This is a genomic window from Novosphingobium barchaimii LL02 (assembly GCF_001046635.1).
GTDB lineage: Bacteria > Pseudomonadota > Alphaproteobacteria > Sphingomonadales > Sphingomonadaceae > Novosphingobium > Novosphingobium barchaimii.
Genome location: NZ_KQ130457.1, coordinates 136085 through 151503 on the forward strand (window position 1 = coordinate 136085; position 15419 = coordinate 151503).

Below are 15419 nucleotides of genomic sequence, written 5' to 3' on the forward strand. Positions count from 1 at the left end.
CTTGGCCATTGCGCTGGCATTCGCCGCGCCCGGCGTCGCTCAGGCGGGCACGGCCAGCACCGCGCTGAACCGCCAGATGCAGTTCGCCATCGCGCCGTCGGACCTCAGGACCGGGATCTCGCAGTTCTCGCAGGCGACCGGGCTTCAGGTCGTGGTGAAGCCGGCGGCCGTTTCCGGATTGCGGACCGGCGGCGTGCGCGGTGCCCACACGGTGCGCGAGGCGCTCGACCAGCTGTTGCGCGGCACCAACCTCTCGGCGCAGATGCAGGGCGGGATCGCCGTGCTGAAGCCAGCCGCGAGCCCGGCGCCGGTTCGCCGCATGACGCAGGTGCAGTATTCCGCCGTCTCCGCAGCCGAAGCCCCGGCAGCGACAGGGACCGACTTCGAGCCGGCATCGGAGGAGATCGTCGTCTCGGGCTACCGCCAGAGCATCGCCCAGGCGCAGGAACTCAAGCGCCGCGCGGTCGGCGCCGAGGATGACATCGTCGCCACCGATATCGCGGCCTTTCCCGACCTGAACCTGGCGGAATCGCTCCAGCGCATTCCGGGCATCACCATCACCCGTGACAGCGGCGAAGGACGCCAGATCGCCCTGCGCGGCCTCGGTGCCGACTTCACCCGCACCCAGCTCAACGGCATGGAAGTGCTTGGCAACACCGCCTCGGGCATGGACAACCGCGGCGGCGTAAGCCGTTCGCGCTCGTTCGACTACAGCCTGTTCGCCTCCGAACTGTTCAACCGCGTCGCGGTGCAGAAATCGTACTCCGCCGAACAGGACGAGGGCGGCATCGCCGGCACCGTGCAACTCTACAGTGCCAAGCCGTTCGACTACGACGGCACGAAGTTCGTCGTTTCCGCCAAGGGCCAGACCAATACCAACACCGACGGCGTGACGCCGCGCGTGGTCGGCCTCGCCTCGGGCCGCTGGGGTGACTTCGGCGCGCTGGTCTCTGTCGCCTACAGCCAGATCCGCAACAACGAATACGGCTATCGTAACTGGGGCTGGGGCCTCACCAAGTACAACGCGGCGAACATCGGCCCGAACATCGACGCCGCGACCCGCCAGCAATTGCTGAACGGCGTTTGGCAATCGACCGCGCAGTCGCCGTCCAGCTGGTACACCGACCGCAAGCGCCTCGGCATCACCTCGGCGCTGCAGTACCACCCGGGCGACAACTTCAAGCTCGATGTCGACCTGCTCTACGGCCGCCTGTCCGATAATCGCGATGACTATGCCCTCGCCACCGCCGGAGCCAACCCGCTGACCGGCACCGCGATCGGCGGAACGCAGGTCATCCAGAGCGCAACGATCGACGATTCCAACACGCTGCGCGCCGCGAGCTACACCGGCATCGACCTGCGTTCCGAGCATCACATCGTCAAGAACCACACCGACTTCTACCAGGGCGTCGCCAACCTCAGCTGGGACGTGAGCGAACGTCTGAGCATCCACGCGCTCGGCGGCGTCGAGGAATCGAAGTTCTCGCAGCCGGTGTTCGACAAGGTGTTCATGGAGCTGAAGAACACCGCCTTCAGCTTCGACATGCAGCCGACCATCCCGGTCAACACTTACGGCAAGGACCTGACCGATCCGAACAACTGGGCGCTGCAGCGCCTCGACGTCCAGGAAAACAAGGTCACCAGCCGGTACACGAACGGCAAGCTGGACGGCGCCTACAAGCTGGACGATGCGCTGACCCTGAAGGCCGGCGGCGAGTACAAGCACTTCGTCAACAGCGGCTACACCTGGGCCAACAAGGTGTTCCACAACGTGCCCACGGTTACGCAGGTCCCCAATAGCGTCAAGCAGACGGTGCCGGTGGACACGTTGCTGCAGTATATCGTCGGCAACGTCGACGGCGTCTATTCGCTCATCGGCGACAACCGGAGCCTGACCGCCGCCTATCTGCAAGCCGGCAGCGACTACCGCGTGGACGAGGAGACCTGGGCCGGCTTTGCCCAGCTCGACCTTGATACCGAGGTGGGTGGCATGCGGCTGCGCGCAAACGCGGGCGTGCGCTATTACTCGACCGACCTGACCTCGTCGGGCCACCTGGCGACGAGCGCTGGTTTCGCGCCCGTGTCGATCAGCACCAACAGCAACGGTTGGCTTCCGGCAGCCAACGTGGCGCTCGACGTGACGCGCGACGTGGTGGTGCGCCTCAGCGCCAGCCGCAACGTCAACCGGCCCGGCCTCAGCGACCTCGCCGCGGCGGGTTCGATAACGACCCGTCCGAACGGGGGGTCACTGAGCCTCGGCAACCCTTTCCTCAAGCCCTACAAGGCGACTTCGGTCGAAGGGTCGGTCGAATGGTACATGGACAGCCACGGCTTCGCCTCGCTCGGGTTCTTCTACAAGAGCATGGACAGCTTCATCACCTCGTCCTCGAAGCAGATGCCCTATGGGGAGACTGGCCTGCCGCTGTCGCTGCTGATCCAGGGGCAGGACGCGAACACGCCTTATGACGTCAGCCAGCCGATCAACGGCCCGGGCGCCGACATCAAGGGCATCGAAGCAGCGTTCCAGCACGACTTCACGTTCCTCCCCGGCGCGCTGAAGAACCTGGGCGTCTCGGCCAACGGCACCTGGTTCGACGGCCACCGCACTGCCTTCTACACCACCGGCGGCGTCACCACCTCGCGCGAGCTGCCGCTCGACAACCTCTCGAAATGGGCGTTCAACGCGACGATCTACTACGAGAATTCGCTGTGGGGCGTGCGTGTCTCCGACGCCTATCGCAGCCGCTACCTGACCGGCGCCGGCAACGCGCTCGCCAACTCGGGCGGGGGCATCAAGGCGACGAACAACGTCGACTTCCAGGCGCACTACAACATTCTGCCGGGCGTGCGCCTGATCGCCGAGGGCATCAACCTGACGAACGAGCCGATCCAGCAGTTCGCCAACGTCGATGCCATGCGACCGGAGGTTTACACCACGAGCGGCCGAACCTTCAGCTTCGGCGTCAGCGCCGAGTTCTGATGCGTGTGCCCGCCCGGTTTGCCAGGCGGGCACCGTTCTTTGTGCCGGCCGGACTTGCCGGGATAATAATTGCGCCGTGAAACACATTCGCATCGAACAGGGCATCCGAGACGAAGTCCTGATCGCGGACATGGATATCGCCGATTTTCAGACGGTGCTCGGTGTCTACGTGCGGGCGCCGGTGCTATTCGTTCAGGCAGTAATTCCCCATCTTTCGGAAGGGGCGCAGAATGGGCAAAGCCCATTCTCAAACGGTCTCTTGAGGCATCAGCCTCCGCTCGGCCATGCGAGTTGTTCAAATGGCCGAGCGGACATTGCGCGATCGTCAAAGGGGATCGTAGCTGAACAGCCACAGGGCGGACGCTTGCCGATCGTTGTCGCCAGCGCGCTGCAAGCGGCCAACGGCTGTATATGTGGTTCCCTGCCTCAATGCTCCGCCAGGCATCAAGCCGGCGAGGCGAGGTGACACGTAGAGGATCACGTCATAGCCGTCTTGGGTCTTCATGCTCACGGCCGTGTAGCCCAAAGTGCCGCCGATCAGCCGACTGTTGACTTGGCCCATCCCCGTGGGCGGCGAAAGGTCGGTGATCTTGCCACTGATCCTGATAAGATTGCCGAGCGGTTGGTCGGTGGCGGGATTGAACGTGCGCCTGGTCGCTAACCTTTCCGCGTTGATCTTTTCATAGTGGCTCAGGAGGTTTCCCAGCGAGGGATACTGGATCGTCCATTTGGTGTTGGCGGCATTCGAAAGCGTCAAATTGAAGATGTTGAAGAGGTTGTCCGTCCATCCGCCACAACCGTCCGCATCGTCACAGTACTTCCAGGCAGCATCCACCCACTGAAGGAGTTGAGCCTGCGGATCGGAGAACTCCGCCTCCTTCGCCAGCCCCGGGCCAAAGGCGACAGCGGCTTGGCGCTGGCGGGGAGCGACGACGACAACGGCGCCGTTGCCGACGTCGAGCTTGCCTACCCGTAATTGCCGCATCATAGCCCAGGCATAATCCTGCGCACTTAGACCCTTAAGGTCGTCCACAACGAGAAACGAGACTTCGACACCAACGTCCTTGGCCAGCGAGAACAGTCGTGCTTCCATGGCTTTTACCCGGGCCGGATCGAGCTTGCCGGTCTCGTCATTAACAAAGTGACCGTATTTGAAGGGAACCGAGCCCGGCGCCGGAAGCGTGGGAGCGCGAGCAACCGTCTGCGCCCTCGCTATTGTACCGGGCTTAGCAGGCGGTCCCGCAGCAGCTTGACCCGTATCGCATTTTGCGCCGCCGTTCTGCCGGCAGGATTCTTCCCACCCTTGTCGTATGGCTTCGGCCCGGCTTTGCTTGTCGGGATGGGTCGGAGAGCCGTGGGCAGAACCCACCGTCAGTATCATTCGTGTCGCATCGTTCAGCGGTGCGCCCATCTTCTGCAACACAAAGCCGCTGAACTTGTCGGCTTCCAGCTCGATTTCCGGCCGGCTGCCGCCGGGTACGATCGTGTGTCCTGAAAGATGGTGGGCGATTTCGTGGGCCATCACGCTGATAGGACCCCACTTGCTGCCGCCGACCGCCTTGGTGGCTTCGCTCATGAACTGCGGGTTAAATGCGATGACACGGCGCGGGACCCGCTTGTCATCCAGCAAGATCACGGCTGCCGCATTGTCTACCGGGCCTGAGACAACCACGAAGTTCGCCGGCAGCCCGGTGAACTCCATGATCCGCCGCACTGCCAGCGCACAGTCGTTAGGCGCCCGGCCGTCCAGAGACGACGCGGAAGCCTTCACCGGCGCGCCGTCGTAGGAGCAGGCCTGAAGCGTGGAAGCGATCGCTTCAACCTTGTCCGAACTGGACAGGCTGGTAGCCGACTGTTCTGCCTGAGGTCCGCACCCGCCGACCAGCGTTACTAACGGAGTCAACGTCAGACAAGCAAATCGCCGCATCTCTCTCTCCTCGTTATGGTATAGTTGTGTCCGTCACGAGCCACAGGATCAGTAACGCGTAGAGCCTCAGAAGCAGCCAATTCACGCCGGCGAAGATCACGCAGGCGAGCAGCAGGCGCGGCCAGTCTGTCCTGATTTTCAAGAGGAAGAACTGCTTGTACGCAGCCGCTACCACGAGCAGTTTCACGGCAGGAACGTAATACTGCGATGCCGACTTGTGCCACAGGACGAACGCGGGATCGCGCCAGATCAGGGTGGGAAGCATGTTCAGAACGATAATGCCGAGAATTACGCTCTGAGCGTAGATGCTCAGCACTGCATGCTCGATCGCATTATAGCCGGGTCTGCGGCGCAGGACCGACCATGATCCGACGTAGATCGCGATAATACCGAGCGAGAAGCTCCAGTTGGCGTAAGTCATCACGCGCGCCGCCATCAGGTCGACGTCGGCATTGCGGCCGCGGAAGGCGTAATGCCCGAAATAGCCGTTTGCCGCGAGCGTCAGGGCCAGGATCGCCACCAATGCGACCAGCAACTTGAGCGGGTGCATATTGGCGCTCCGGCGGCCCATGACGTATTCCTGCGCCACGCGGCCGGGCGTCAGAAGCAACCGGGCCAGCGTGCCCAACATCTGGCCTTCGAAGATGCGCAGGCGCTCCCAACTCTCCCGCACGGTATCATGCCAGGCGAGCCGTGCCGCCGCCTTCTGCCCGCATTGACCGCAGTAGGGCGTGGCCAGAGTTGCACCGCAATTGCGGCATGTGCTTGCGTCGAGCCAAGCCTGGTCAACGCCGTTGGTGAGCGGCAGCGAGAAATCGATCGCAGGCTCTTTCAGAACGGCATCGATTGCTCGGCGCAGCATCGGCATCACCTCTGGCGGAATGCGAACAGTGGCATATCAACGCGTCAGCCGACAGCACGTTGCGTGCGAGGCCTTTCCGCCCGTTCGTGTTCGAAATGGGGCGACGGTTGAAATTCGTGCCTAAACCGATCGCTGCTTCTGGTGCCGGTTGTTGAAACACCGTTACATCCAAGCAGTTAGACCCGATCTGAAACCTTTGGATCAGGCGAAACTGGATGAGATGGTGGCTTCCAATTAGAGGAGAGCCTCAGGTGTACCGCGACGGTGACGTCGGGCAACCTGTGGTCACTTCGCCAAGCGTTGCCCAAATGCAGCGGCGAAGGCATCGTAGCGGCACGGGGCCATGACGCAGCCGGGTATGCGCAGCGGCGTGAGCGAGACCTGCGCGCCCAGCCCGCGCAGCGTATCGGGCGGTTGGGTGCGATAGGATGCGCGCACGTAGCGTAGGCCCGAACGCACATCGCGCAGGCGCTCGATCAGGATCGCACCGCCCGGGGGGACGTCGTTCGTCGCATAACCCTCAGCGGGCAGATCGACCCCCAGCGCGGCCGCTAGAGCGGTGACGTTGGTGTCGTGGCCCATCAGCACTTCGAAAGCGGGGCCGTGGTCGAGAGTGTCGAGGATGCGCCGTCCCAGTGCGCTTGCCTGGTGCGCGGCCATATAGGGCGGACGGGTGTAGACGGCGAACAGGTCCGCGTGCAGGCGGCCGAGCCGCTGCAGCCCCGCCGCATCGATGCGTCCCCAGCCGACCTGGTCGGTGGGCATGCCTTCCAGATACTGCAACAGCAGCACTTGCGCGATGCCGGACGCGCTGCGGATCGGGCCAGAAAGCGCGATATCGTGGCCCCGCGCGGCGATGGCGGGGGCAGCCGGGGGCAGGCAATCGCCCTCGCCGCAACCCAGCACCCGGTTGAGCAGGGCGAGTTCCGCACGATCGTGCTCGGCGAGCCGGGCCATGCCGCCGGTCGAACGGTTGATATCGGCCACGGCGGCTTGGGCATCGAACGCGGTCGCTTTCGCGCGCAAGGGCTCGAAGATCGGATCGGCCTGCGGTTCATCGAGATGCGAGACCGCCAGATCGCACTGCGGCGCAAAGCCCCTGACATAGGCTACCGCGCTGGCGATCGCGCGAGGCGACGTGTTAGCGATGAACGACACCGACCCCGATTTCGGGCATCCTCCGGCGTCCATCAACCCGCGCGAGGCGAGCAGGCGGCGGTCGGTTTCGGCGACGATCTCCAGCGCCCGTTCGCCATGCGGGGTTACGACGCTTTGCGCCACGCCCCAGACGGGCCATGGCCGGTCCGTACGCGTGCCTTCGGGCACTTCGCCGTCGAGCGGTGCGCGGATGCCGTGCCGCATGACCAGCACGGCGCGCTCCGTCACCAGGTCCCCCGGCGCGGCGTGAGCGACCGCCGGGATCAGCAGCGCCAGAGCCGCAAGCAGGCCGCGCGCGATCACTTCAGGGCTTCCTTCAAGGATTCAGCGTGCAGCCGGCGGCCACGCGTACCGGGCTGCAGCCCGCCATCGCGCCGTTCGGCAATGTGACGGTGAAGTGCAGGCCCAGCGGGTCGGGCGCGCCGGGGTAGTAGTCGGTGCTCACCGCCTGCGCGCCGCTGTCTATCGCCGCGTGCATCTTGGCGAAATCGTGGGCGCGCGCCTCTACGGTGTTGGCGTCGGTGCGGGTGCGCACGATCACGCCCGACTTGACCCATTCGCGGATCTTCGCGCCATCGAGGAGCGGGTCCTGCACGATCTGGATCGCGCTTTCCGGCTCGCCATCGGGATACCATCCGAACATCGCCCGTCCCCGCAGTGAGGGGTGACCGGCGCGGTACACGTCCGAGACGGCCTTGCGCACGTCGAACAGGACATAGATGCGCCCAAGCGCCGCCTTCAGCGTCGGCCAGCCCTTCGTCTTGACCGCCCCCGCGAGTGTGGCGGCATCGCCGCGCACTTCGTCGGGGGTGATAAGCCGCTTGCCCGGCAGTGCCTTGCGGATTTCCGCGTCGAGCGCATCGAGCAGCCCCGCATCGTCGAGCGGCAGCGGCTGCGTGATCTCATGCGTGTTCGGGGTATCGGCGGCGTTGAGGGTCAGCATGATCGGCAGGTGACCAGGGTGCGCGCGCGACCACGCGTTCACTTCGGTCAGGCAGGCGACCAAGGTAGGGCACACGACGTGATAGTCGACGTCGGGAATGTGCAGCACTTTGTAGCCGGGCTTGCGCATCGCGGCCTCGTCAAAGCCGTCCTGCCTTGCGCGGGCGCGCTCGGCCGGCGAAAGCAGTGCCTGGCCCTTGGGCGCGGCATAGCGGCCGCCCTTGGGGTCTGCGAAGATGTCGATCTCCAGCTGGCGCACACCGGCGTCGAGCTGGGCGGACAGCGGCAGGTGGTAGTAATCCAGCGCCTCGGCCATTTTGGGATCGCTGCGGCGTATCTCGTCCATCACGGCCGAGGGAATGCGCGCCTTGAAGCTGTTGTGCGAACCGACGACCTGGATGTCGTTCATGCGCAGATGCGAAGCACCTGTGGCTTCCTTCGCCGAGACCGGGGAGGCCACCGCCCCCCCGAGCATCAGCGCAGCGAGAACCGCAGCGCGCAACATCAGAATTCCGCCCGCGCGCCGAACAGGATCGTGCGGCCATAGTCGTTGATATCGCCGTAGCGGATTGGCAGGTCGTTGTAGGTATACTGGCGTGCCTTGGCGATGTTGATCGCCTCGAGGCTGAGGGTGATGTTGCTGGTCAGGCGATAGGCAATCGATCCGTCGAGCGAGCCGAACGAGGCGGTATAGGTCGGCGCCTGCGTGGTGCTGCCGGTACCCGACAGGTAACGGTCGCGCCAGACATAGGACAGGCGGGTCGAGATCGGGCCTTTTTCAAAGAAGCCGACCACGTTGAAGCTGTTTTTCGACAGGCCGATCATCTCATCCTTGATGACGCGCGAACCGGCTGTGTAGTTCGCCTTTACCGAGGTGCGGGTGTAGGATGCCTGGAAGCCCAGGCCGTCGAACGGCTGCGGCAGGAAGGTGAACACTTGGCTGTAGGCGGCCTCGAAGCCGTAGACCTTGGCGTCGCCGCCATTGACCTGCGTGCTCAGCTGCACCGTCCCGCGACCCGGAATGTCGATCGGCACGTTCTGCTGGGTGATGTAGTCGTCCATCGACTTGTAGAACACCGCGCCGGTGAGTGAGCCGGACTTGTTGAAGTACCACTCCAGTGATCCGTCGAACTGCGTGGCAAGGAACGGCACGAGGTCCGGGTTGCCGCCGCTGGCGGTCGGCGCGTCGGTCGAGATGGTGATGCGCGGGGCGCTGTCGGTCACGTTCGGACGGGTCAACACGCGGCTGGCGCTGAGACGGCCGACCAGGGCGGGCGTCAGTTCGGCACGCAGGTTGAAGCTGGGCAGGACGTTGTCGAACGTCTTGGGATAGCTGACAGGGGTGATGGCATTGCCGGTGCGCAGGTTGCCGCTGGCGACCTGTTTGGTGTGAACGTAGCGCACGCCGATATTGCCAGTGACGGCCACCGAACCCAGCGAGAAGTCGTAGTCCGCGCGGGCATAGGCGCTCAGGATCTTCTCGGTGGTGCGGAACGAGGCGGCCAGATCCGCGGGGGTCAGCGCCGAGTTCTCGACATCCGGGGTGAAGAATGCGTCGAGATAGGCGCTCGTCACCGGGACCAGGAAGTTGCGCGGGATATTGCCGCCAAGGCCCTGCAGGTAGTCGTCGAAGGGAAGCTGTTCGTAAGCACCCGAACCCAGGCTTGACAGCGGGGTGCCCGCAACCGGATTCACGATGAAATCGCGGCGGGAATAGTCGCGTTTGCGAAACTGGTACTCGCCGCCGACCGCCAGCTTGGAGATGAATCCCTCGAAATCATGAGCGACATCGGCGCGGGTGTAGAAGTTCCAGTCCTTGCTGTTCTTGGGTGCGATGTTGAACTGGTAAAGCTGGTAATTGGCCGCGTTGGTGGGATCGACCGTGGTGTTGAAGTCCGGCACTTCCTTGTAGCCGCGCGTCGCGTCATACGTCAGCGGCGCGAAGAACATCGCGCGGCTGCGCACGGTGCCGACATCATAGCTGGGATGATAGCTGTGCGCGTAGGACCAGTTCACCGTCCCGGCGACATGCCAGGCGTCATGGTCCCAGGTCTGGCGCAGGCCGACGTTGAACAGGTCGTGGCGGTTGAGGCTGTACTCGCGCGAGGCCATGAAGCGCACGTCGTTGATCGTTGCCTTCACCACGGTATCGCCATCGAGCACGGTGCTGCCGGGAACGATGGTGGGCCGGTGGCCGGCGACGCTGCTGTCGTCGGGATAGATGTCGAGGCCGTATTCGTCGTAGGCCACGTCGAGGCGGGTTGCCAGGACGTTGAGCGTCGTCGTCATTTCCGGGTTCGGACGCCACTGCATGGACAACATGCCCGAGATACGCTCGCGCTTTTCGGTTTCGACCGTCGCGCGGGTACGTGTGGGCAGATAGAGACCAGTCTGGCCCAGCTGCGAGGCGAAGCGGTCCTTGTACCAGCCAGCGTTGTACCAGCGGTCGTTGCGCACGTCCTTGGCCCAGTACTGGCCGCCCACAAGGATGCCGAACGTATCGTCCTTGTTGACCCAGCTGGTGATCAGGGTTGCATTCGGTTTAACCTTGCCGGTCTGCTCGGTGTAGGTGCCGCGCACGTTGAGCGTGGTCTTGGTGCCGACGTCGAACGGCTCGAAGGTCTTGACGTTGATGTTGCCGCCCAGCGCGCCCTCGGTCATGTCCGAGGTCGGGGTTTTGACGACATCGATGCTGGAAGTGAACTCGGCCGGTAGCATCTCGAAGCGGAACTGGCGACCGGCAGCGCCGCCGTTTTCGATCACTTCGTTCACCGCGACAGGGCTGCCGTTGAGCAGGGTGTTCTGGAACTGGGGGCCAAGGCCGCGCACGCTGACGTTCAGGCCCTCGCCGCGCGGGCGGGTGATGGCGACGCCGGTGACGAGCTGCAGAGCCTCGGCGACGTTCTGGGTGGGGAATTTGCCAATGTCGGTCGAGTTGATCGAATCGACCTGGTACGAAGCGGTGCGCTTTGCCTCGGTCGCTGCGCGCAGGCTGCGGGCGTAGCTGCCGGTGACGACGATGTCCTCGCCATTGACGCCGGCTTCGGCATCAGGCGCAGTTTGGGCGGATGCCGGAAGCGCGATGGCCGCGAGCAGGATGGCCGACGTCGACGACGCCAAGGCCCGCTTGGTGATACGCATGTAAGATGTGCCCCGAAGAGATTTTTATGTTGGGGGGCCACTAGGAACCACTGGTGACGCTTCGCGGTCAAAGCCGTGACGGTTTGATGACCTCTGCAATTTTATGAAAATATATTTCAATGCGTGGCGCCCCGGGGGCTAACCTTTGGGTCGACCCGGGCGAATGCGGAATGAAAAGGACAGGGAGCGGGAATGGCCGAACCGGACGTTCACCGTCCAGAAACGAAAAAGCCGAGGCTGAACGCTCAATCGGTCAGAGATTGCCGAGCAGGGCAGGGGGCTTCCTCAGCGCTATATCCCGGGCCATTCTCTTCGCGGGCACTTATCGAACGACCGGCAACGCGATGGACGCGCAGTTCGCGCTTATCTGGCGTCTGGCAGCCGGTAAAATCGTCGGTTTTCCAGCACTATATCGATACGCTCCAGCTTTGGCGGGCGACGCAATCGGACTGACGGGCGCCGTATTTGCCCGGCGCGACGGACCACACATTGACCTTGCGCTCGCCAGGTTGTACTCAACGGTACAACTTCATTCGTCGAAAGTCCGTCATGTCCCGACCGCCGCTGCCACCATTCACCGCCGAAACCGCAGCGCAAAAGGCGCGCATGGCTGAGGACGCCTGGAACAGCCGCGATCCCGAGAAAGTGTCGCTGGCCTACACCCCGGACAGCGTCTGGCGGAATCGCGGCGAGTTCCTCAGCGGCCGCGATGCGATCGTCGCGTTCCTCACCGGCAAATGGGAGAAGGAACTGGAGTATCGGTTGATCAAGGAAGTGTGGGCGCATCACGCCAACCGGATCGCGGTGCGGTTCGCTTATGAATGGCGAGATGCCAGCGGTGCCTGGTTTCGCTCCTACGGTAACGAGAATTGGGAGTTCGACGAGGCCGGGCTGATGGCTCGGCGGATCGCCTCGATCAACGATCGCCGGATCACCGAGAACGAACGTCTGTTCCACTGGCCGCTCGGCCGTCGGCCGGACGATCACCCGTCGCTCAGCGACCTCGCGCTCTGAGCGCGAAGCGCGCGCTGACCGAGCGCACCGCCGCGCTTCCGGCGCTGGCGGAAGCCTTTCGCGCGCATGGCTTCGAGGGCGCGAGCCTGTCGATCATCTCTAAGGCGACGGGCCTGGGGAAGGGAAGCCTCTACAATTTCTTCCCCGGCGGGAAGGAGGAGATGCTGGCAGCCGTCCTTGCTGACATCGATCAGTGGTTCGACCGGATCATCTTCACGCCGCTCGAGCGGGCCGCCGATCCGGCGACGGCGATCTCCGCCATGATGCGTGACGTCGAAGCCTATTTTCACTCAGGAGGCAGGGTCTGCCTCGTCGGCTGGATCGGGCTGGGCGCCGCCCGCGATCCTTTCGCACTTCAGGTAAAGGGATATTTTGCCCGCTGGATCTCGGCGCTGACCCATTGCCTGGAAACTGCGCGCGTCCCCGCATCGGCCGCCGGGCAACTGGCCGAAGAGGCCGTCGCCGGCATTCAGGGAGCGATCATCCTTTCGCGGGCATTGGACGATGGCGGTGCATTCACACGGCTCGTCCGTCATCATCAGTCTTGCCTGCTCGATGCGACGGCAGCTTTCGGCTCAGCGACAGTCATAGAGCTATAGCTACCCGGAACAAGCCGCCCGGCCAGTTGCCCGTTTCGCTCGTTAACGGCACTACGCCGCCGATGTCTCGAGCGTCGGCTTACGTCGGCAGCTGCCGGTAGGCCTCTGCTGGAGGAATGACGGCAAATTCCCTCGATCAGGCGTTCGGTTCCGGCGGCAGTCGACCAACTTACGTTGGTCCAACTCTGCTACGTGAACGACAAGTTATGTCGACAGCTGACGTAGTGGATTCACCTGCTTGCAGCCGCGATCCTGATTGCCGTCACCCGTCGCTTTCTCGATAGCCAATGTGAACCGGGAATGCGTAAGCCTCCCATGATCCTTCTTCGTCGCATGCTGGCGGTGATGGCCGCGCTAAAAACGAGGTGATCAGCGGATTAAGCGTTGCAGCACATTCCTCGGGAACCCAGTGACGAAGCCTCTAGTGGCGCTCCCACCATCGCAAGCGCGGCAAGAGCAAGGGGAATAACGGATAACCTCATGTCGACACCTCGTATTGAAAATGGCTTGGGGCGGGTCAGCAGCCTGACGGTGCTCGATAACCGGGCGGGAAGGCGAAACGTCGTGCGGCCATCGCAATAAGGAAAGCGATCACGGCCAACGCGGCGACAGCGGGCGGAAGCAGCGTCGTCCCTCCGGTCGTGAGGAGCGCCCCGCCGAGCGCACCACCGGCGGCAATTGCCAAGTTCCACGCCGTGGTCACCATAGCCTGCGCCAGATCCATGCCATCTCCGGCTGCGTCCGCCGACGCGGTCTGCATCATCGCCCCGGCACCACCGAAGCCAAGGCCCCAGATAATGGCTGCCGCATAGATGGCAACGCCGTCTTCTCCGACGATCGCCAGGAGAACCGCGATTGCCGCAAACGATCCTATCGCGAGCAATACCAACGCGCGCAGCATCCGGTCCACAAGTCGGCCGACGATCCAGATGCCGGCGAGCGAACTGAGGCCGAACACCAGCAGAACAAGATCGACCCGCACGGACGCAGCCGTAACGAACGGCGCGATATAGGTGTAGAGAATGTTGTGGGCCGTCATCCAGGTAAGGATGACGAGCAGGATCGGCACGATACCCGGCGTAGCGATGACGCGGCGTAGTGACGGACGATCGTCGCTTGAGCGACCGGGGGCATCAGGCACCTTTGCGATGATCCAACCGATCAGCACGATACTAAGTGCCGAGAGAATCAGGAAAGAGCCGCGCCACCCAAACAGGTTTCCCAGGAAGGTCCCCAGAGGAACACCCACCGAAAGCGCCAGCGGCACGCCGACCATCGCGAGCGCCATCGCCGGCCCGGTCTGGTCAGGGCGCACAATGCTGCGTGCATAACCCGCAAGAATTCCCCAAGCGAGCCCTGCCGCGCATCCAGCGACGAACCGCGCGGCCAGCACCACGCAGATCGATCCGGCCCATGCCGTCAGCGTGTTACCGACAACAAAGCAGATGATCGTAGCAAGCAGTAGCGGTCGTCTGCGAAATCCTTGGGTTAGGCTTGTGAGCGGGATCGCTGCCAGCAAGGACCCCAGCGCATAGACTGCGACGAGTTGTCCCGCGATCGCCTCGGAGATACGCAGGCCAGAAGCGATCTGCGGTAGCAAGCCAGCAGGAAGCGTTTCGGTGACGATGCATAAAAAACCACTGGCGGCGAGGCCGGCCAGTGCCGCGGTCGGGAGAGCGTTGTGCGCCGCCGACCCCGCCTTGATGCGGTCTTGGTGGAGAGAAGGCGGCATAATCGTCCTTGTTCATCGGTTTGATGCCCGCTTCCGCATCACGTGGATTCGAGGCGTGGCCATTTCCATTAATGGGCGCTATATAAATGCGAACCACAAAGGCAAGAATATTCTGTAATGACCATTAAAGGAAGTGCGCGGCTAAGGGGACGACCTCGGGGATTCGCGCTGGAAGCAGCGATCGAGGCCGGGCAGCACCTGTTTCACGAGCATGGCTATGACAACGTCAGCGTCGCCGCGCTGACAGAGGCGATTGGGATCACCCCGCCAAGCTTCTATGCGGCGTTCGGTAGCAAGTCCGCGTTCTTCAAGGATACGTTGCGGCTTTACTCAGCTTCAGTGGTGCCGCTGGACCGATTCCTGACGCCAAGTGCATCGCCTCTAACTGCGCTCGGCGACATGCTGCGGGCTGCGGCACATGCCTACACCGCCCATCCGCAGCGGCGTGGTTGCCTGATTCTGGAACACGCAAAGGCCGGGGCAACGGATTGGGGTATCGCAGCCGCACAAATTGCGGGCGAGAACCGGGTTAAAGTGCAGGCGTTTCTTGAAGCGGCCGATATCGAGACTTCCGGGCGCATTGCAGATTACGTCGCCACGACAATGCTTGGTCTGTCGGCCGCTGCACGGGAAGGATGGGACACAGCGAGACTGCTCGCCGTCGCGGACACGGCTGCGGGGGCGCTACTTTGTCGCTCAGTTCCATGAGGAGCATTCAAGCCTTCGCTGAAACGGCTTGCCCGATTGGGAACCTATAGAGAAATTGTTGCCGCGACGAACATGCCAACGGTCGTTGAAAGCAAGCGATTTCCCCAAATTTGCCCGTCCGTTCAAGTAGCCCGACATGCAAGCGTCGAATAGTGGCTGTCGTCGAATTCAGTCCTTCGGCAAGTCCATGGAGAACGGCGAATCTGTTGTCTAATTGATTTCTGCATTGAAGCGCCAAGGCAACTTCGTACGATGCACGAGGGTGGCTAAATCAAGCACGCGGTGCCCCGTTTTAAGGCGGTGAACGAAGGGCCGGAATCGCGCACCTCATTTTGGCTCGCGAACGCCCACAAGGA

10 protein-coding genes are annotated in these 15419 nt (G+C 63.3%); 4 read left to right on the forward strand and 6 right to left on the reverse strand.

Going from position 1 to position 15419, the window contains the following annotated elements; all coding sequences use genetic code 11:
- Position 1 precedes the first annotated feature (1 nt).
- Positions 2 to 2980 carry a TonB-dependent receptor gene (locus V474_RS19545; RefSeq protein WP_236711348.1) on the forward strand — a complete coding sequence of 993 codons (2979 nt, stop codon included), beginning with the start codon at positions 2 to 4 and terminating at the stop codon, positions 2978 to 2980.
- A 325-nt stretch (positions 2981 to 3305) separates the two neighbouring features.
- Here the strand turns inward: V474_RS19545 and V474_RS19550 are convergent, their stop codons facing one another.
- The 5 genes from V474_RS19550 to V474_RS19570 all read right to left on the reverse strand — a co-directional run bounded on the left by V474_RS19550 (position 3306) and on the right by V474_RS19570 (position 11010).
- Positions 3306 to 4907, reverse strand: a complete 1602-nt coding sequence (locus V474_RS19550; protein ID WP_082699895.1) for a TPM domain-containing protein — start codon at positions 4905 to 4907, stop codon at positions 3306 to 3308.
- A 13-nt stretch (positions 4908 to 4920) separates the two neighbouring features.
- The gene (locus V474_RS19555; RefSeq protein ID WP_169795100.1) at positions 4921 to 5769 is read right to left on the reverse strand and encodes a DUF3667 domain-containing protein; all 849 of its coding nucleotides are present in this window, start codon (positions 5767 to 5769) and stop codon (positions 4921 to 4923) included.
- Between the two features lie 285 nt (positions 5770 to 6054).
- Positions 6055 to 7230 carry a histidine phosphatase family protein gene (locus V474_RS19560; RefSeq protein WP_148649477.1) on the reverse strand — a complete coding sequence of 392 codons (1176 nt, stop codon included), beginning with the start codon at positions 7228 to 7230 and terminating at the stop codon, positions 6055 to 6057.
- A gap of 13 nt (positions 7231 to 7243) precedes the next feature.
- On the reverse strand, positions 7244 to 8374 hold the full coding sequence (locus V474_RS19565) for a Ca2+-dependent phosphoinositide-specific phospholipase C (RefSeq protein WP_059153089.1): 1131 nt from the start codon (positions 8372 to 8374) through the stop codon (positions 7244 to 7246).
- Entirely contained in the window at positions 8374 to 11010 is a 2637-nt protein-coding gene (locus V474_RS19570; protein ID WP_059153090.1) for a TonB-dependent receptor, read from the reverse strand. Before V474_RS19570 ends, V474_RS19565 begins: the two co-directional genes overlap by 1 nt.
- A gap of 549 nt (positions 11011 to 11559) precedes the next feature.
- On the opposite strand from V474_RS19570, the gene V474_RS19575 reads away from it, so the two are divergent.
- The gene (locus V474_RS19575) at positions 11560 to 12024 is read left to right on the forward strand and encodes a nuclear transport factor 2 family protein (RefSeq protein WP_059153091.1); all 465 of its coding nucleotides are present in this window, start codon (positions 11560 to 11562) and stop codon (positions 12022 to 12024) included.
- Positions 12025 to 12068: 44 nt separating this feature from the next.
- Positions 12069 to 12623: a TetR/AcrR family transcriptional regulator gene (locus V474_RS19580; RefSeq protein WP_269085157.1), complete on the forward strand. Its 555-nt coding sequence runs from the start codon at positions 12069 to 12071 to the stop codon at positions 12621 to 12623.
- A 517-nt stretch (positions 12624 to 13140) separates the two neighbouring features.
- Here V474_RS19580 and V474_RS19585 read toward each other — a convergent pair.
- On the reverse strand, positions 13141 to 14355 hold the full coding sequence (locus V474_RS19585; protein ID WP_059153092.1) for an MFS transporter: 1215 nt from the start codon (positions 14353 to 14355) through the stop codon (positions 13141 to 13143).
- A 117-nt stretch (positions 14356 to 14472) separates the two neighbouring features.
- On the opposite strand from V474_RS19585, the gene V474_RS19590 reads away from it, so the two are divergent.
- Positions 14473 to 15063 carry a TetR/AcrR family transcriptional regulator gene (locus V474_RS19590; RefSeq protein WP_059153093.1) on the forward strand — a complete coding sequence of 197 codons (591 nt, stop codon included), beginning with the start codon at positions 14473 to 14475 and terminating at the stop codon, positions 15061 to 15063.
- Positions 15064 to 15419 lie beyond the last annotated feature (356 nt).

Bases quoted from the DNA above. Each gene is read 5' to 3' on its own strand.
- V474_RS19585 (WP_059153092.1), bottom strand. From the start codon at position 14,355: ATGCCGCCTTCTCTCCACCAAGACCGCATCAAGGCGGGGTCGGCGGCG.
- V474_RS19550 (WP_082699895.1), bottom strand. From the start codon at position 4,907: ATGCGGCGATTTGCTTGTCTGACGTTGACTCCGTTAGTAACGCTGGTC.
- V474_RS19590 (WP_059153093.1), top strand. From the start codon at position 14,473: ATGACCATTAAAGGAAGTGCGCGGCTAAGGGGACGACCTCGGGGATTC.
- V474_RS19565 (WP_059153089.1), bottom strand. From the start codon at position 8,374: ATGTTGCGCGCTGCGGTTCTCGCTGCGCTGATGCTCGGGGGGGCGGTG.
- V474_RS19570 (WP_059153090.1), bottom strand. From the start codon at position 11,010: ATGCGTATCACCAAGCGGGCCTTGGCGTCGTCGACGTCGGCCATCCTG.
- V474_RS19575 (WP_059153091.1), top strand. From the start codon at position 11,560: ATGTCCCGACCGCCGCTGCCACCATTCACCGCCGAAACCGCAGCGCAA.
- V474_RS19555 (WP_169795100.1), bottom strand. From the start codon at position 5,769: ATGCTGCGCCGAGCAATCGATGCCGTTCTGAAAGAGCCTGCGATCGAT.